Below are 17,246 nucleotides of genomic sequence, written 5' to 3' on the forward strand. Positions count from 1 at the left end.
ATCCTCCGTATGCCTCTCTTCGGCACGGACGGGGTGCGGGGGCTGGCCAACGGCCTCCTCACCGCCGAACTCGCGCTGCACCTGGCCCAGGCGACCGCTGTCGTCCTGGGCCAGGGCCGTTCTGCGGAGGCGCGAAAGGCCGAGGGTCGTCGCCTCACGGCCGTCGTCGCCCGCGACCCGCGCGTCTCGGGAGAGTTCCTCTCGGCCGCGGTCGCCGCAGGACTGGCCTCCTCGGGCGTCGATGTGCTCGACGCGGGAGTCATCCCCACTCCCGCCACCGCGTTCCTCATCGCCGACCGCGACGCCGACTTCGGTGTGATGGTGTCGGCGTCGCACAACCCCGCCCCCGACAACGGCATCAAGATCTTCGCCCGCGGCGGCACCAAGTTGCCCGACATCGTCGAGCAGCGCATCGAGAGTGCCCTCGACTGGGACCGGCTCCAGCCCACGGGCGCCGGGGTCGGCCGCATCCGTCGCTTCGCCGACGCCGAGGATCGCTACGTGTTGCACCTCCTCGGGTCGCTGCCGCACCGCCTCGACGGGATCCATGTCGTCCTCGACTGCGCTCACGGCGCGGCGGCTGGCGTGTCGCCCGAGACCTTCAAAGACGCGGGCGCCCAGGTCACGGTCATCGGAGCCGAGCCCGACGGCCTGAACATCAACGACGGCGTGGGCTCGACGCACCTCGACGTGCTCGCTGAGGCCGTCGTGCGCCTCGGCGCCGACGTCGGCATCGCCCACGATGGGGACGCCGACCGCTGCCTCGCCGTGGATGCTCAGGGCAACATCGTCGACGGCGACCAGATCATGGCGATCCTCGCGGTCGCGATGAAGGATCGTGGTGCCCTCGCCGATGACACGCTCGTGGCGACGGTCATGAGCAACCTCGGACTCCACCGGGCGATGGAAGCCCACGGCATCCGGGTGCTCCAGACCGGTGTGGGGGACCGTTACGTGCTCGAGGCCATGAATGAGGGGGGCTACTCCCTCGGCGGTGAGCAGTCCGGACACGTCATCATGAGCGAGTTCGCCACGACCGGTGACGGACTGTTGACCGGTCTTCACCTCGTGGCCGAGATGGCCCGCCAGAACAAGACGCTGGCCGAGCTCGCCTCGATCATGACCGTCTATCCGCAGGTGCTCGTGAACGTGCGCGGCGTGGATCGCGACGGCGTGAGTGATGAGGGCGTGCAGGAAGCCGTGGCCGCGTCGACGGCCGAACTCGGCGATTCCGGTCGCGTGCTGCTGCGCGCGTCGGGCACCGAGCCGCTCGTGCGCGTGATGGTCGAGGCCGCATCCGAAGAGGATGCCCGCGCTCACGCGGATCGCCTCGCCGACGTCGTGCGGGAGCGTCTCGCGCTCTGACATCGCGACGGGGCGGGACGGGCCTCGAGCCCGCCCGCCCCGTCCTCGTTCGCAGGCAGCCCTGCGCCGGTGCTCGACACTCCCACTGACGGGATGCCGCGGTGATCAGTACTCGAGCGACTCGATGTAGCGCAGCAGGACGCCCTCGCGCAGGGCCCAGGGTGAGACCTCGAGCTCTTCGACGTCGAGGGCCTTCATCGCACGCTCGACGACGATCGCGGCGGCCACGATCTGGAACGTGCGGTCGGCGGTGATTCCGGGCAGGGCCTCGCGCGCGTCGGCGGGGATGCGTGCGAGTCGTGGGATCCAGTCCTTGAGCTCCTTACGCGGGAGGACCATCCGGTCGATGCCCGACCACCCCGGCACGGGGTAGCCCGCCAGTTTGGCGAGCGAGCGGATCGCCTTGGACGACCCCACCACGTGATCGGGACGCGGGAGCGCGGCGAAGCGTTCGGCGACCGGGGCGAGGACGGACGCCGCGTGCTGACGCAGCGCGTCGATCTCGTCGTCGCTCGGAGGGTCGTGGGGGAGGAACCGCACCGTCGAACGTCCCGCGCCGAGCGGCACGGATTCGGCGAGATCGGGGAGCTCGTCGGCGCCCCCCGCGATCTCGAGGGAGCCGCCGCCGATGTCGAAGAGCAGGATCTGTCCCGCTGACCACCCGAACCAGCGACGGACCGCGAGGTAGGTGAACCGGGCTTCGGTCTCACCTCCCAGCACCTGGAGAGGCTGTCCGAGAACTTCTTCGATGAGGGCGATGACCTCTTCGCCGTTGGTCGCATCCCGCACCGCGGAGGTCGCCGTCGCGAGGAGCTCGTCGACCCTCTCGGCCCGGGCGCGATCGCGCGCGGCGGTCACGGCATCCACCAATCCCTGCACCCCCTCTGCGGAGATCGACCCGTCCGGAAGGAGGTAGCGCATGAGTCGGAGTACGGAGCGGTGCGAGGTGGTGGCGGTCGGGCGTCCTCCCGCCCGGGCGTTCGCGACGAGCAGGTGGACGGTGTTCGAACCGATGTCGAGGACTCCCAGGCGCACGGTCCGAGCGTAGTGGCCGCGCTGCGACGCTCGGGGGCCGCGGGGGAGAGGGGCGGGTAGCATGAGCGAGTGTCCGCCGCCGAGACCGCAGCTCCCGCGCCGTCGCTGAGCCCTTACCGTCAGATCGATCGCGACGATTGGGCTCGTCTGGCCGGCGGGCTGGAGCAGCCGCTGACCGAGAACGAGATCGTGCAGCTGCGCGGCATCGGCGACCGACTGGACCCTCGCGAGGTCGCCGAGGTCTACCTGCCGCTGAGTCGTCTGCTGAGTCTGTATGCGCGGGCGACGCGTCGACTCGGCGCCGACACGAGCACCTTCTTGGGCGAGCCGGACGCGACGACTCCGTTCGTCATCGGAGTAGCGGGATCGGTGGCGGTGGGCAAGTCGACGATCGCGCGGCTGCTGCGCGAGCTGATGAGCCGCTGGCCCGACACCCCCCGAGTGGAGCTGGTGACCACCGACGGCTTCCTCTACTCGAACGCCGAGCTCGAACGGCGCGGCCTCATGGACCGCAAGGGCTTTCCTGAGTCATACGACCGTCGAGCGCTCGTGGAGTTCCTCAGCGAGGTGAAGTCGGGAGCAGAAGAAGCGCGGGCTCCCTTCTACTCGCACGTGCGGTACGACATCATGCCGGACGCGCACGTCACGGTGCATCGTCCCGACGTCGTCATCGTCGAGGGGCTGAACGTGCTGCAGCCGCCGCCCTCGCCGAACGAGGTCGCGGTGAGTGACCTGTTCGACTTCTCGATCTACGTCGATGCGGACGCGGCGCACATCGAGCGCTGGTACGTCGATCGCTTCCTCGCCCTGCGCGACAACGCCTTCACCAATCCGACCTCGTTCTTCAAGGTGTTCGCCGATATCAGCGACGAAGAGGCCGTCGAGCGCGCGCTCGGCTACTGGCGCGAGATCAACCTGCCGAACCTCGAAGAGAACGTGCTGCCCACGCGCCACCGCGCCAAGCTCGTCCTGCAGAAGGGTGCGGACCACACCGTCGAGACGGTGCTGCTGCGCAAGCTCTGAGCATTCCGACGCCGGTGCGGCCGCAGTAGTGGCTCGGTAGTGCCAGGGGCTACCGGCATCCGCGTGTTCTCGCGCTTCTTCGAGCCCGCCGCGCGGGTGAGCCGCACCGCTCCCGTACCTGAGGACGAGCGCGCGGAGGTCCGCAGTACTGGGTGTTCGGACCCGTAGCGATCCCCGTAGCCCGGCATGTTCTCAGCGTTCTCATAGCGCTTTTAAATGATCCGTACGGCTGTCGGAAGGCCGCAGAGGGCGCTGCACACGCGCGTCCCGAGCACCAGGTACAGGAGTGTTTCTATGGATCGCGCGAATCAGGGGACGTCCGGGTCATCGCCCGGGCGGGCCGGGTCACGGAGAAGGAGCGCGGTGTGGACGCGCTCGCGGATCGGACGGGCGTCGGTCAAGACGGCCGCGGCGGTGGGGGCCGCCTCTCTCAGCATGTTCGGCGGCGTCACCGCCGCGAACGCCGCCCCCGGTGACGTCTCCAACGCCTCGGGGACCTTCCTCGGCGGGTCGGTCCTGAGCCTCATCGACCTTGACGACGTGGTCCTGCTCGAAGGGGCCACGGCCACCAACGGGGGCACCGAGGAGACGGTGACCGACTACAACACGCTCGACCTGACCGCGGTGGGCGTCGTGAACGTCACCGCTCCGGGCGGCGTGCAGGTGCCGATCGACCTCGGCTCGCTCGGCGTCGTCGGCCAGTACGCCAGCGCCGACCCCGACGGCTCCTCGGTGGGGGCGTCGGGTGCCGTCGGCTCGGGCGGCATCATCGGTACGGGCGCTCCGGCAACCGGCCCGTTGAGTCTCAGCCTCGGCGGCGCCGTCGACACGCTCGCGGGATCCGTGGCCGCTGAACTGGTCGACGAGATCACCGGACTCGACCTCACGCTGGGTGCCGTGTCGGCACGGGCAGCGCAGGACGCGCCCGCCGACGCGACCAGCAGCTACACCATCGCGGGCGGACAGCTCGTCATCGACAGCGCCACCCTCTCTGCGCTGACCGCAGAGCTGAACACCGCGGTCGGGGGACTGCAGGCCTCGCTCGACAACGTGGACGGCCTCGTCAACGGTGGCGTCGCGAGCGTTCTGGGGGCACTCGGGGTTCAGGCCAACCTGTCGGTGGGCACGACCAGCCTCACCGGCGCGATCAGCGGCCTGCTGACCGGGCAGATCACCTCCGATGAGTACCCGGGCGTCGTCATCGACCTGGGCACGGGCGAGATCATCGTCGACCTTGACGAGATCGGCCGCCTGAACAACCTTCCCGCGGGGGCAGAACTCCTCGGTGCGCAGACGCTGCCGTACATCCAGGATGCCGTCGTGGATGCCGTCACGGGCCTCACCGATCGCATCGACACGGCCGTCCTCAACGCCGTGCGCGGCATCTCGGTCACCGGTGGGGTCGTCATCCCGCCGATCCTCATCACCCCGCAGGTTCCTGTGCTGAGCGTGAACACCACGATCGGCCAACTGCTCGATGGGGACACCTCCGGCATCGTCGTGCTCGGCGGGATCACGCTCCCCGTGGGACTCGGCGCCGTCGCCGGCGCGATCCTCGCACCCGTGCAGGCCATCGTCGCCAATGTCGGTGCCGCGGTCGACGTCGTGGTCACCCCGGTGACGACCGTCCTCTCGCCCGCGCTGGGGACCGTTCTGCCGGCAGTCGCCAGCGTCACGGTCAACAACCAGTCGACGAGCCCCGAGGGTGTCTTCTCGATCACGGGAGCCATCATCACGGTGCTGCCCGGCTCGATCGCGACGACCATCGAACTGGCCAACGCCACGGTCGGCCCCAACGCGCTCGACGACAACGCCGACGTGACGATCACGACGCCCGAGACCGGCGATGAGTTCGTCGTTCCCGGACCGGACGACGTGTCGGATGTGACGGTCACCGGAACCGGCGAGCCCGACGCGGTCATCACCGTCTCGATCCCCGGTCAGGAGGACCAGGTCGTCACGGTGACTCCGCAGGGGACGTGGACGGCGGTCTTCACGGATCTGCCCGTCGGCGACTACACCGCCACGGCCACACAGGACGCCGACGGCACCACCGCGACGGTCGACTTCTCGGTCGTCGAGGCGCCCGATGTGGTCATCACCGCGCCGACACCCGACCAGATCTTCGTGGTCCCCGGGGTCGACGACACGACCGACGTGACCGTCACCGGAACCGGTTTCCCGGGCTCGAACGTCGACGTCGAAATCGGCGGGACGATCCAGACGGTCCCGGTGGGACCGGAGGGAACCTGGACCGCGACGTTCACCGACCTGCCGATCGGCGACTACAGCATCACCGCGACCCAGGAGTTCGATGGATCGACCGACACGGTGGACTTCTCGATCGCCGAGACGCCCGACGTCGTGATCGAGGAGCCGGTTGCCGGCACCGAGATCGCCATCGGCCAGATCGACGGCGTCGCCACGGTGACCGTCTCGGGGACTGCCTCGCCGGACGCGACCGTCACGGTCGAGCTCGACAACGGCGCCACGGAGACCACCACCGCGGCTGCCGACGGCACATGGAGCGTGGATTTCGCCGACCTGCCCATCGCCGACTACACGGCGACGGCGACCCAGGATGCCGACGACTCGGTGGACACCGTCTCGTTCAGCGTCGTGCTCGCCGAGGCCGTGGAGATCACGGCGCCGATCGCCGGCACGGAGTACGAGGTCGGCGAGCCGGACGCGACGCGCTCGGTGACCGTGACCGGTACCGGCCAGGCCGGTGCCGAGGTCACCGTCTCGGTCCCGACTCTCGGTGCGCAGACGGCGACCGTCACCAGCGCAGGTCTCTGGTCGGTCGTCTTCGCGGACGTCCCCGTGGGCGACTTCTCGGTGACGGCGGTGCAGGACATCGACGGCTCGATCGCCACGACGTCGTTCTCGGTGACCGCGGTCGCCGCGGATGCCGACGCTGACGTGCTCGATGCGGATGTCCTGGACATCGACGCGGATGCTGACGTGCTCGACGCGGACGCTGACGTGCTCGATATCGACGCGGATGCCGATGTGCTCGATGCGGACGCTGACGTGCTGGACATCGATGCTGACGTGGCCGACATCGACATCGTCGACGCGGATGCCGATGTGCTCGATGCGGACGCTGACGTGCTGGACATCGACGCCGACGCTGACGTTCTCGACGCCGACGCCGATGTGCTCGATATCGACGCGGATGCCGATGTGCTCGACGCGGACGCCGACGTGCTGGACATCGATGCCGACGTGGCCGACATCGACATCGTCGACGCGGATGCCGATGTGCTCGATGCGGACGCCGATGTGCTCGATATCGACGCGGATGCCGATGTGCTCGATGCGGACGCCGATGTGCTCGATATCGACGCGGATGCCGATGTGCTCGATGCGGACGCCGACGTGCTCGACATCGACGCGGACGCCGACGTGCTGGACATCGATGCCGACGTGGCCGACATCGACATCGTCGACGCGGACGCCGACGTGCTCGACGCCGACGCGGACGTGCTGGATATCGACGCTGACGTTCTCGATGCCGACGCTGACGTGCTCGACGCGGATGCCGACGTGCTGGACATCGACGCCGACGCCGACGCCGACGCCGACGTTCTCGATGCGGACGCGACGGATGCTGACGCGACGGATGCGGACGCGACGGATGCGGACGCGACGGATACGGACGCGACGGATGCGGACGCGACCGATGCGGACGCGACCGATGCCGACGCGACCGACGGTGACGTCACCGTACAGGCCCGTGCCGACGTCCTCCTTCCGCAGATCGTTCGGGGGATCGGCGTCAGCCAGACCGTGGTCGTCCAGGGCTTCCAGCCCGGGGAGACGGTCTCGGCGACGGTGAACTCCACGCCGTTCGAGCTCGCCCCGGTGACCGCTGATGCAGCAGGCTCGGCGCGCATGACCTTCGAGGTCGGTGCCGACTTCGAACTCGGCGCCCACCGGGTGGAGGTACGCGGTTCGGTCACGGGTGAACTCCCGACCGAGCGAGAGAACACCGCCTTCACCGTGACGGCGCAGCCCGCCGCCGCGGGGAACGGCGGAGGCTCGTCCCTCCCGGCCACCGGCGTGGACCTGAACGGACCTCTCGTCGGCGGCCTCGCGGCAGCACTGATCGTGGCCGGTGCGACTCTGTGGACCCTGCGTCGACGGAGCGCCAGCGGAGAGCAGCGCTGACGATGACCACCACGGCGGAGGAAGCACCCGCATCGGGGGTGTCGGACGGGCCTTCCTCCGCCCGGCGGTCGGGCCGGGTCATGGCGGCGGTCGCCGCCGCCATGACCCTGGCCATCGTCCTCGGCTACGCCTTCGTGGCGGTGTCGTTCACCATCCCTTCGAGCCCGACGCGTCCCGCCGTGTCGGCAGCCTTCTCTCCGTACTTCACGCAGCGGTGGAACGTGTTCGCGCCGAACATCATGAAGGTCAACCGCTCGCTCCAGATCCAGGTGCAGTGGCGCGAGGACGGCGAGCTCCAGCGCAGCGAGTGGGTCGACGTCACCGACGCGGAGTTCTCCGCGGCGCGCGGCATCCCGACGCCGTCTCGGATTTCGAAGAACAGCTTCAACGCCGCCCAGGCCTACCTGACGCGGTATCAGGCGCTCAGCGCGGAGCAGCGGGACCGGGTGCGCGATACCTTCATCCGTCGCGTCAACGACGGGGCGTTCGCGCCGATGGATCCGTCGGCCCTGCTCGAGGAGATCGACGGTCTCGGGGGCAGTCGTGCGGCGTTGGTGAGCTACCTGAGGTACGACTACATGCTCGTCCGTTTCGCCTCCGCCTTCGGCAGCGCGTACTTCGATCGCGATGTCGAGCGCGTCCGGTGGCGTATCGAGCACGATCGGCCGAACGACTTCCTGCATCGCTTCGATGCGGAGCGGCAGACGGAACCGTCGTACACGACATTCGGGTGGCGACAGCCGGCGGTCGCTCCGTCCGACGAGGTGCAGGCCATCTACGACGAGGTCATCGAGAGGTACACGGGACGATGAGCCGAGCGGCATCCGTCGACGAGGAACGACCCGTCGAGACCCTGAGCCTGCGGAAGCGATTCGCCCCCGCGACGCTATGGCCCCGCCTGCAGGACTGGCTGACCGCGCGGAAGCACTCCACGATCGGGTTCTCGGTCCTGCGTGTGCTGTTCGGCGTCTCGATGCTGATCGTGCTCGTTCCGAGCTACGCCGACCGCCACTATCTCTGGGGTGCGGGAGCCTGGTGGGTCGACCCCGAGGCCGACCGCCGGGGGTGGTGGGAACCGTTGCGCCTGCTGTTCCCCAAAGACAACGCGCTCGTCTTCGACCTCTCGTTCCACGTGCTGCTCGCGCTCGCGGTCCTGTTCGTGGTGGGCTTCCAGACGCGGTGGGTGACTCCGGTGCTGCTGGTGTTCTGGGTGGGGCTGTCGACGAACAGCACGCTGCTCGGCAACGGCGGCGACACGCTCATGAGGATCGTGCTCTTCTTCGTCGTCTTCGCCGACCTCAGCCGGCATCTCTCGGTCGATGCGTGGATCCGACGGCGCCGCGGCATCCGCCCCTCGCATCGTGCCGGACGGATGCCGACCTGGGTGCCGCCGTGGCTGGGTATCTGGACCCATAACACGGTGCTCATGCTCTGCGTGTTCCAGATCCTGCTCGTCTACCTCGTCTCGAGTTTGTTGAAGTTCCAGGGCGAGGAATGGCTGAACGGGACGGCGATCTACTACGCGCTGAGCATCGAACAGTTCCACGTGCTCCCCGCGCTCAGCCAGCTCGCGTGGCAGTCGGCGCCGGTCGTGGCGCTGGCGACCTGGGCGGCGCTGTGGGTGCAGATGCTGTTCCCCGTGCTCATCCTGTGGAAGCCGACGCGCTACGCGGCGGTACTGGTGATCACGGGGATGCACCTGAGCATCGCAATCCTGCTCGGGCTCTGGCCTTTCTCGCTCGCGATGATCGCGCTCGACCTCCTGCTGGTCCGGGACGGGTCGTGGAATCGCCTGGGCGCGCGGCTCGGGGCGCTGCGGAGGGGTTTGCTCAGCCCCGCCACCTAGACTCGAACCCATGTGCGGAATCATCGGTTACGTGGGTCCTCGGCAGAGCCAGGACATCCTTCTGGCGGGTCTGTCGCGTCTGGAGTACCGGGGGTACGACTCCGCCGGCATCGCCGTGATCGACGGCGACGGGCAGCTCGACATGCGCAAGCGCGCGGGGAAGCTCGCCGTTCTGCGTGACGACCTCGAGTCCACGCCCATGCCGAACGGCACCACCGGCATCGGCCACACCCGCTGGGCGACGCACGGCGGCCCCACCGACGCCAACGCCCACCCGCACCTGGCCGACGACGACAAGCTCGCCGTCATCCACAACGGCATCATCGAGAACTTCGCCGAGCTCAAGAGCGAGCTCGTCGGCGACGGTTTCGCGTTCCGCAGCGAGACCGACACCGAGGTCGCCGCGGTCATGATCGGTCGCGAGTACGCGCGAACCAAGGATCTGGTGCAGGCGTTCCGCTCGGTCGTCTCGCGCCTCGAGGGGGCCTACACGCTCCTCGCCATGCACGAGGACCACCCGGGCCTGGTCGTGGGAGCGCGTCGCAACTCCCCGCTCGTGATCGGTCTTGGCGAGGGCGAGAACTTCCTCGGCTCCGATGTCGCCGCCTTCGTGGAGCACACGCGCAACGCGCTGGCGATCGGCCAGGACGAGATCGTGGCCATCACCCCCGAGGGTGTCGAGGTCACCGACTTCTCGGGCGCCCCCGTCGAGGTCGAGGCCTTCGAGGTCACCTGGGACGCCTCGGCCGCCGAGAAGGGCGGCTGGTCGTCGTTCATGGCCAAGGAGGTCTCCGAAGAGCCCGAGGCCGTCGCGAACACCATCCGCGGCCGCATCCACGAGGGCCGCGTCGAGATCCCCGAACTCGATGGGCTGGACGACTTCCTCGCCGACATCGATCGCATCCTCGTCATCGCCTGCGGTACCGCCGCCTATGCCGGCATGGTCGGCAAGTACGCCCTCGAGACCTGGACACGCGTTCCGGTCGACGTCGAACTGGCGCATGAGTTCCGCTATCGCAACCCCGTGCTCACCCCTCGCACGCTGGTCGTCTCGATCAGCCAGTCGGGCGAGACCATGGACACCCTCATGGCTGTCAAGTACGCCCGTTCGCGCGGCGCGAAGACCCTGTCGATCTGCAACACCCAGGGTGCGACAATCCCGCGCGAGTCCGATGCGATCGTCTACACGCACGCCGGCCCCGAGGTCGCCGTCGCCTCGACGAAGGCGTTCGTCGCCCAGATCACCGCCCTGTACCTGTTGGCTCTGCACGTGGGTCGCGTGCGCGGCGCGGTCGACCCCATGGTCGCCGTCGAGGCCGTCACCGAGCTCGAAGCCGTGCCCGGCAAGATCGCCCGCGTGCTCGAGACCGAGCAGGCCCGCATCCAGCAGCTGGCGCACTGGATGGCAGACACCCGTTCGGTGCTGTTCCTCGGCCGCAACGTCGGGTACCCGATCGCCCTCGAGGGCGCGCTCAAGCTCAAGGAGCTGGCGTACATCCACGCCGAGGGCTTCGCCGCCGGCGAGCTCAAGCACGGTCCCATCGCGCTGATCGAGCCCGGCCAGCCCGTCTTCGTCGTCGTGCCCAGCCCCCGCGGCTCGGGCGAGATGCACAAGAAGGTCGTGTCGAACATCGAGGAGATCCGCGCCCGCGGTGCCCGCGTCATCGCGATCGCCGAGGAGGGCGACGTCGCGGTGCTCCCCGCCGCCGACGAGGTCCTGCGCATCCCCCTGGCCGCGCCCCTGTTCGAGCCGCTCCTGGCCGTGGTCCCGCTGCACATCTTCGCGATGGGTCTCGCCGAGGCCAAGGGCCTCGACGTGGACCAGCCGCGTAACCTCGCGAAGTCGGTGACGGTCGAGTAGGTCGTCGATCTCGAAGGGGCCGGATGCCATGGCATCCGGCCCCTTCGTCGTCTCGGTGCCGCCCGGCACCGGCAGAATAGGAGGGATGCCAGGAGGGGAGGGCGCATGATCGTCGGTATCGGCGTCGACCTGGTCGACGTCCCGCGGTTCGAGGAGCACCTGGAACGCACCCCCCGGCTGCTGCCCCGCCTGTTCTCTGTGTCGGAGCGCTCGTTGAAGCCGCGCTCGCTGGCGGCGCGCTACGCCGCGAAAGAAGCCCTGATCAAGGCGCTGGGCGGCTCGGACGGTGTGCACTGGATCGACATCGAGATCACCTCTGAGGCCTCAGGACGCCCCGGATTCTCGCTCAGCGGCGAGACGGCGGCGACGGTCGCGGCGCGGGGCATCACGGCCCTGCACCTGTCGATGTCGCACGACGCGGGGCTCGCGACCGCCTATGTGATCGCCGAGGCTCGAGCGGGTGCCGAGCCGTCGGTCCCCGCCCCCACCCGAGAGGACGACGCATGACGATGGCACCGGGAGTGTTGCGTGAAGCGGTGATCGATGTCGATGCGATCGCCGAGAACGTGCGCCATCTGCGCGCGCTCACCGGCTCGGAGATCATCGCGGTCGTCAAGGCCGGGGGCTACGGGCACGGTGCTCACCGCGCCGCGCTTGCCGCCCTGCGCGGGGGAGCGACGCGCATCGGCGTCTCCGACATCGACGAGGCGCTGGCCCTTCGCCGCGCCGGTATCGCGGCCCCGCTGTTCGCCTGGCTGCACGCCCCGGGCGCGTCGTTCGCCGAGGCCGTGCGCGAGGAGATCGAGCTCGGTATCTCCGACATCGACCAGCTCTTGCGTGCGGCTGAGGCCGCCCACGGCGAGCAGTCCGCGGCCGTGCACCTGAAGATCGAGACCGGGCTGTCGCGCAACGGGATCGCCCCCGCCGACTGGCGCACGGTGTTCTCCGAGGCCGCGCGTCTCGAACGCATCGGTCGGCTGCGCGTGGTCGGGCTGTTCTCGCACCTGTCGAACACGAGCGAGGCCGACGACCGTGCCGCTCTCGCCCGGTTCGAAGAGGGAGTGGTGCTCGCGGCATCCGTCGGCCTCACTCCGCCGCTGCGGCACATCGCGGCCACGAACGCGGCGATCGCGCTGCCGGAGGCCCGGCTCGGGTGCGTGCGGATCGGTATCGGTCTCTACGGCATCTCCCCCTTCGGCGACCGCTCGTCGGCCGACCTGGGCCTGCGTCCGGCGATGACCCTGCGTGGCGCGGTCGCGGCGGTCCGGCGGGTCCCCGCGGGCACGGGGGTGTCGTACGGGTACGACTACCGCACCGAGCGTGAGACGACGCTCGCGCTGATCCCGCTCGGTTACGCCGACGGTGTGCCGCGGCAGGCGTCGGGCCGGGGGCCCGTCTCGATCAACGGCCGTCGTTTCCGCGTCGCCGGACGGATCGCCATGGATCAATTCGTCGTCGACGTGGGCGACCACCCGGTCGCCGTGGGGGATGAGGCCGTCCTCTTCGGCGACCCGACTCTGGGTGTGCCCTCGGCGCGCGACTGGGCGGACGCCGCCGACACCATCGACTACGAGATCGTCACGCGCGTGGGTGCCCGCGTGCCCCGACGGGAGGTTCGCGCGTGAGTGTTCCCGACGCACTGCTCGGCGAGCGGGTCATCGACGGCCCGAGCGACATGGAAGAACTGGGCCGGCGGATCGGTCACGATCTCGCCCCCGGCGACGTGGTCGTGCTGACCGGGCCCCTCGGCGCGGGCAAGACGACCCTGACCCGGGGAATCGGCGAGGGGCTCCGCATCCGCGGGCCCGTCCAGAGCCCCACCTTCGTGATCGCCCGCACGCACCCGTCGCTCGTCGGGGGAACGCCGCTCGTGCACGTCGACGCCTATCGTCTGGGGGCCGCGGTCGAGCTCGACGACCTCGACATCGACGTGGCGGGCTCTGCCGTGATCGTGGAGTGGGGGCGCGGCGTCGCCGAGTACCTCGCCGACGCGTGGTGGGAGATCGAGATCGACCGACAGGTCGGGGGACGCGGGGTCGACAACGCCTGCGGCGAGATCGCCGTGCACACCGTCGAGCTCGACGCCGACGCGCCGCGGAGGGTCACGATCTCGCGTCGCCCCTGAACCCCGCGCGACGGGCGAGAGGCGTGCGGGGGCGTTCTGCTCCCGCACGGATCGCGGGAGCACGGTCCGCCGCCCACACCGCGCGGAGGGCCCGGAGGGTCTCGACCGGCTGCTCGACGTGGGCGAAGTGCCCGCTGTCGTCGAGGACGCGATCGTCGTAGTCGTGGATCAGGCGTTCCCACTCGCGGGCGTCGCGCTCGGCGACGAAGACGTCGTGCGCTCCGCGCACGCAGCGCACCGGGCATGCGATGCGGCGCCACACGCCGTCGTCGTGTGCGCGCGAGAGCCGGGCTGCCGCCAGAAAGGCCGCGGGGCGGATCTCGTCGGCGAGATCGTCGGTCACGGACCGGTCGATGTTCTGCGGATGCCGGAACAGAGGACGTGCCAGCCGGTGCAGGGCTCCTGTGCGGCGCAGCAGCTGCAGCAGCGGACGGGCGAGGGGGCCGAGGCCGCGCAGCACCCGCATCGCGAGCATCATCCCCGCCAGCCACGGCAGTCGCCGCGCGCTGCGCACGGGATGCCGGGCGATCGCGCGTGCCCCGGCACCGCTGGGCGAGACCACCCCCGCGGCGACGGTCTCGCGGGGGAAGCGCGCGGCGACGTCGAGGGCTATCACGCCGCCGAGGGAGTGCCCGACGACGCGCCACCGCGGATAGCCGAGCGCGCGGGCGACGGCCGCGACCGCCACGGCCATTTCGGCCGGCTCCGGCACGGGCCCCGGCGTCTCGCCCCAGCCCGGCAGATCGATCGCGACGATGTCGGACAGGGGCAGGCGCAGGCCGTCGGATGCCGCGATCATCGGAATCCAGGTGCGCCAGGAGCCCGCCGCCCCGTGCAGCAGGACGGTGGCCACGGGGCTTCCCGAACGTCGACCCGCGTGGACGACGAGCGGCGCCGCCCCGGTGGGGACGACGACGCGGCGCAGGCCGAGGGTGCTGGCATCCATGCCCCCTCTTCGGAGCGGAGGGCGGAGTCGGATGCCGCCGAGGAGCGGCCGGATACGCTGGAAGCGTGATTCTCGGCATCGACACGTCCCTCGGCACCGCCGTCGCCGCGATCGCCCGCGACGGGGAGGTGCTCGCCGACGAGCACAGCTCCAACCCGCTCGGCCACGCCGAGGTGATCGGCGACCTGCTGCGCCGGGCCACGGTCGCGACGCCCGCGCCCACGCACGTCGCGATCGGCATGGGGCCCGGCCCCTTCACCGGGTTGCGCGTGGGCATCGCCACCGCTCGCGTGTACGCACTCGGACGAGGCGTCCCGGTGGTCCCCGTGCCCAGCCACGACGGCATCGCCCTGGGACTCCTCCTTTCCGATGCCCTGACGGGAACGGACACGGGCCGCTTCGCCGTCGTCACCGACGCACGGCGCAGGGAGTTCGCCTACAGCGTCTACGAGGGCATCGACGACGACGGCCTTCCCCTGCGGGTATCGGAGGCGCAGCTGTGCCCCCGTGACGACCTCGACTCTCGCCTCGACGCCGCGGGCGCCCGCCGCTACGACGCCACCACGGTGTCGGCGGCGATGATCGCGCTCGCCGCGGCGCGCGCCCTCGATGCCGGCCGCACGCTCGCGGGTTCCGAGCCGCTGTACCTGCGCAGCCCCGACGTGGTCGCCGCGCACGCGCCGAAGAGGGTGAGCTGATGGTGACGCGCACGGCCACCGTCGACGACCTCGACGGCATCATGGCCCTTGAGCGCGCGTCATTCCCGACCGACGCGTGGAGTCCCGCGATGATGCGCGAAGAGCTCGCTTCGCCGCACGGCTGGTACGTCGTCGTCGAAGAGACGGGGCGGCTCGTCGGCTACGCGGGTCTGCGCGCGGTGCGCGGTGCTCGGGATGCCGACATCCAGACGATCGCCATCGCCGAGGCCGCGCGCGGCCGGGGGCGGGGGCGCGCCCTGCTGACGGCGCTGCTGGAGGAGGCGGTGCGCCGAGAGGTGCACGACGTGTTCCTCGAGGTGCGCGCCGACAATCCGACGGCACAGGAGCTGTACCTGTCGGAGGGGTTCGCCGAGGTCGGTCGCCGCCCCCGCTACTACCAGCCCGACGACGTCGACGCGATCGTCATGCGGCTCGACCTGCGCGGTTGGTCCGCGCGGCGTGCCGAGGCCGCGGATGGGGCGGCGCCCCCTGCCGCAGAATCGGACCGATCCCACGGAATCGGATCAGAGGCGTCGACCGATCCGCGTCCGGTGCACTCGTCCGAATCCGTGACATCCTCCACCTCCGGAAAGGGTTGGTGCTGATGGACGCGCCCCTCGTACTCGGTATCGAGACCAGCTGCGACGAGACCGGCATCGGCATCGTCCGCGGCCGACAGCTGCTCAGCAACACGATCGCCTCCAGCATGGACGAGCACGCCCGCTACGGCGGCGTCGTACCCGAGGTCGCCGCGCGAGCCCACCTCGAGGCGCTCCACCCCTCGATCGACGCGGCTCTCACCGAGGCCGGTGTCACCCTGGCCGATCTCGACGCCGTGGCGGTGACGAGCGGTCCCGGCCTGGCCGGCGCGCTGATGGTCGGCGTGGGCGCGGCGAAGGGGCTCGCTGTCGCCCTCGACAAGCCCCTCTACGCGGTCAACCACTTGGTCGGACACATCGCCGCCGACATCCTCGACACCGACGCGGGGGAGATCGAATACCCCACCGTCGCCCTGCTCGTCAGCGGCGGGCACACCTCCCTCTTACTGGTGCGCGACCTGACGAGCGACGTCGAGCTCCTCGGCGAGACGATGGATGACGCCGCGGGCGAGGCCTTCGACAAGGTCGCACGCCTGCTCGCGCTCCCGTACCCCGGCGGTCCTGAGATCGATCGGGCCGCGGCCGAGGGCGACCCCACCGCGATCCGCTTCCCGCGCGGGCTCTCACGGGCGTCCGACATGGCATCCCACCGCTACGACTTCTCGTTCTCGGGCCTGAAGACAGCCGTGGCGCGTTGGGTCGAGCAGCACGAGGCCGCGGGTGAACCGGTCCCGGTCGCCGATGTCGCCGCCTCGTTCCGTGAGGCCGTCGTCGACGTGCTCGTGACCAAGGCCCTCGACGCGTGTGCGCGTCACGGCGTTCCGCGTCTGCTGCTCGGCGGCGGCGTCGTCGCCAACAAGCGTCTGCGCGACGTCGCCCTCGAGCGCGCCGCGGCTGCGGGTGTGGCCGTGCGTATTCCGCCGCTGCGCCTGTGCACCGACAACGGCGCCATGATCGCCGCTCTCGCCGCCGAGCTCATCTCGTCAGGCCGTCGCCCCTCGACCCTCGCCTTCGGGGCGGATTCGACGCTCCCCGTGACCGAGATCCAGGTGGCGGAGGATCCGGATGCCGACATCCCGGTCCCGCGCGCAGGGACGACCCCGTGACCGACGCGCAGCCACCCACCCGGCGCGCGCGCAAGGCGGACGTCGGCCCCGCGGTCGACCTCCCTCCCGTGCCGCCCCTGCCCGACGACGTCCGGACAGCGGGCTCCGAGATGACGGCCCGCGAGATCGACGAGGATGTCGACGGCCGCCTGCCGACCGCCCAGCTCGAAATGGCGGCGTTCGGCGATCACCTGATCCCCTATGCCCCGCCCGTGCCCCCGACGCCGCCGTCCGTCGCGCCGTGGGCGCTCGGCGTGGCGATCATCGCGCTCGCGGCGGCGGTGTTCACCGGCTGGCTGCTTCCCATCGGGGTGATCGGTGCGGTCCTCGCCATCGTCTCGCTCCGGCGGGCGCATGACAGCCGTCGGGCCGCCGTCTGGGCGCTCGCGCTGTCTCTGCTCTCGGTCTCGTTCAGTGCCGGCTGGTTGATCTGGGGCTTCTCGCAGCTCGCCGTCGGGTGACCGGCGTC

Annotated in this window: 15 protein-coding genes; 13 read left to right on the forward strand and 2 right to left on the reverse strand. The window is 70.4% G+C overall.

The annotated features are described in order from the left end of the window. Positions 1-9 precede the first annotated feature (9 nt). Positions 10-1,365 (forward strand): phosphoglucosamine mutase, encoded by a 1,356-nt coding sequence (gene glmM / locus NE358_RS02815; protein WP_116238656.1) that lies wholly within the window; start codon positions 10-12, stop codon positions 1,363-1,365. A 105-nt stretch (positions 1,366-1,470) separates the two neighbouring features. Here the strand turns inward: glmM and NE358_RS02820 are convergent, their stop codons facing one another. Then, the gene (locus NE358_RS02820) at positions 1,471-2,400 is read right to left on the reverse strand and encodes a Ppx/GppA phosphatase family protein (RefSeq protein WP_141375081.1); all 930 of its coding nucleotides are present in this window, start codon (positions 2,398-2,400) and stop codon (positions 1,471-1,473) included. A 69-nt stretch (positions 2,401-2,469) separates the two neighbouring features. On the opposite strand from NE358_RS02820, the gene coaA reads away from it, so the two are divergent. The 8 genes from coaA (at position 2,470) to tsaE (ending at position 13,428) form a co-directional block, all read left to right on the forward strand. After that, positions 2,470-3,423 carry a type I pantothenate kinase gene (coaA, locus tag NE358_RS02825; RefSeq protein WP_103206723.1) on the forward strand — a complete coding sequence of 318 codons (954 nt, stop codon included), beginning with the start codon at positions 2,470-2,472 and terminating at the stop codon, positions 3,421-3,423. 363 nt (positions 3,424-3,786) lie between these two features. After that, the gene (locus tag NE358_RS02830; protein WP_289941291.1) at positions 3,787-7,596 is read left to right on the forward strand and encodes a choice-of-anchor G family protein; all 3,810 of its coding nucleotides are present in this window, start codon (positions 3,787-3,789) and stop codon (positions 7,594-7,596) included. A 2-nt stretch (positions 7,597-7,598) separates the two neighbouring features. Further along, entirely contained in the window at positions 7,599-8,408 is an 810-nt protein-coding gene (locus NE358_RS02835; protein ID WP_141375085.1) for a DUF5819 family protein, read from the forward strand. Further along, the gene (locus NE358_RS02840) at positions 8,405-9,442 is read left to right on the forward strand and encodes an HTTM domain-containing protein (RefSeq protein ID WP_289941293.1); all 1,038 of its coding nucleotides are present in this window, start codon (positions 8,405-8,407) and stop codon (positions 9,440-9,442) included. The genes NE358_RS02835 and NE358_RS02840 overlap by 4 nt, the downstream gene beginning before the upstream one ends. Positions 9,443-9,452: 10 nt before the next feature. Further along, complete coding sequence (gene glmS, locus NE358_RS02845; protein WP_289941295.1) at positions 9,453-11,303, forward strand: glutamine--fructose-6-phosphate transaminase (isomerizing); 1,851 nt, start codon at positions 9,453-9,455, stop codon at positions 11,301-11,303. A 105-nt stretch (positions 11,304-11,408) separates the two neighbouring features. Next, positions 11,409-11,810, forward strand: coding sequence for a holo-ACP synthase (locus NE358_RS02850; protein WP_289941296.1), 402 nt, complete (start codon positions 11,409-11,411; stop codon positions 11,808-11,810). After that, entirely contained in the window at positions 11,807-12,928 is a 1,122-nt protein-coding gene (gene alr, locus NE358_RS02855) for an alanine racemase (RefSeq protein ID WP_289941298.1), read from the forward strand. Before NE358_RS02850 ends, alr begins: the two co-directional genes overlap by 4 nt. Then, positions 12,925-13,428 carry a tRNA (adenosine(37)-N6)-threonylcarbamoyltransferase complex ATPase subunit type 1 TsaE gene (tsaE, locus tag NE358_RS02860; RefSeq protein ID WP_435302732.1) on the forward strand — a complete coding sequence of 168 codons (504 nt, stop codon included), beginning with the start codon at positions 12,925-12,927 and terminating at the stop codon, positions 13,426-13,428. Before alr ends, tsaE begins: the two co-directional genes overlap by 4 nt. Here tsaE and NE358_RS02865 read toward each other — a convergent pair. Beyond that, on the reverse strand, positions 13,406-14,374 hold the full coding sequence (locus NE358_RS02865; RefSeq protein ID WP_103206718.1) for an alpha/beta fold hydrolase: 969 nt from the start codon (positions 14,372-14,374) through the stop codon (positions 13,406-13,408). The two genes, tsaE and NE358_RS02865, sit on opposite strands and share 23 nt — an antisense overlap. Before the next feature lie 65 nt (positions 14,375-14,439). On the opposite strand from NE358_RS02865, the gene tsaB reads away from it, so the two are divergent. From tsaB to NE358_RS02885, 4 genes are read left to right on the forward strand one after another with little or no spacing between them, the layout of a single operon-like run. Then, a complete protein-coding gene (tsaB, locus tag NE358_RS02870; protein ID WP_289941302.1) occupies positions 14,440-15,072 on the forward strand; it encodes a tRNA (adenosine(37)-N6)-threonylcarbamoyltransferase complex dimerization subunit type 1 TsaB in 633 nt (210 codons plus the stop codon). Next, positions 15,072-15,677: a ribosomal protein S18-alanine N-acetyltransferase gene (rimI, locus tag NE358_RS02875; RefSeq protein WP_289941304.1), complete on the forward strand. Its 606-nt coding sequence runs from the start codon at positions 15,072-15,074 to the stop codon at positions 15,675-15,677. The genes tsaB and rimI overlap by 1 nt, the downstream gene beginning before the upstream one ends. Then, on the forward strand, positions 15,677-16,777 hold the full coding sequence (gene tsaD / locus NE358_RS02880) for a tRNA (adenosine(37)-N6)-threonylcarbamoyltransferase complex transferase subunit TsaD (protein WP_289941306.1): 1,101 nt from the start codon (positions 15,677-15,679) through the stop codon (positions 16,775-16,777). Before rimI ends, tsaD begins: the two co-directional genes overlap by 1 nt. After that, complete coding sequence (locus NE358_RS02885; protein ID WP_103206714.1) at positions 16,774-17,238, forward strand: hypothetical protein; 465 nt, start codon at positions 16,774-16,776, stop codon at positions 17,236-17,238. The genes tsaD and NE358_RS02885 overlap by 4 nt, the downstream gene beginning before the upstream one ends. Positions 17,239-17,246 lie beyond the last annotated feature (8 nt).

The sequence above is a fragment of the Sphingomonas sp. G5 genome, assembly GCF_052660795.1.

Bases quoted from the DNA above. Each gene is read 5' to 3' on its own strand.
- glmS (WP_289941295.1), top strand. From the start codon at position 9,453: ATGTGCGGAATCATCGGTTACGTGGGTCCTCGGCAGAGCCAGGACATC.
- NE358_RS02835 (WP_141375085.1), top strand. From the start codon at position 7,599: ATGACCACCACGGCGGAGGAAGCACCCGCATCGGGGGTGTCGGACGGG.
- glmM (WP_116238656.1), top strand. From the start codon at position 10: ATGCCTCTCTTCGGCACGGACGGGGTGCGGGGGCTGGCCAACGGCCTC.
- NE358_RS02840 (WP_289941293.1), top strand. From the start codon at position 8,405: ATGAGCCGAGCGGCATCCGTCGACGAGGAACGACCCGTCGAGACCCTG.
- alr (WP_289941298.1), top strand. From the start codon at position 11,807: ATGACGATGGCACCGGGAGTGTTGCGTGAAGCGGTGATCGATGTCGAT.
- NE358_RS02865 (WP_103206718.1), bottom strand. From the start codon at position 14,374: ATGGATGCCAGCACCCTCGGCCTGCGCCGCGTCGTCGTCCCCACCGGG.
- NE358_RS02850 (WP_289941296.1), top strand. From the start codon at position 11,409: ATGATCGTCGGTATCGGCGTCGACCTGGTCGACGTCCCGCGGTTCGAG.
- tsaD (WP_289941306.1), top strand. From the start codon at position 15,677: ATGGACGCGCCCCTCGTACTCGGTATCGAGACCAGCTGCGACGAGACC.
- rimI (WP_289941304.1), top strand. From the start codon at position 15,072: ATGGTGACGCGCACGGCCACCGTCGACGACCTCGACGGCATCATGGCC.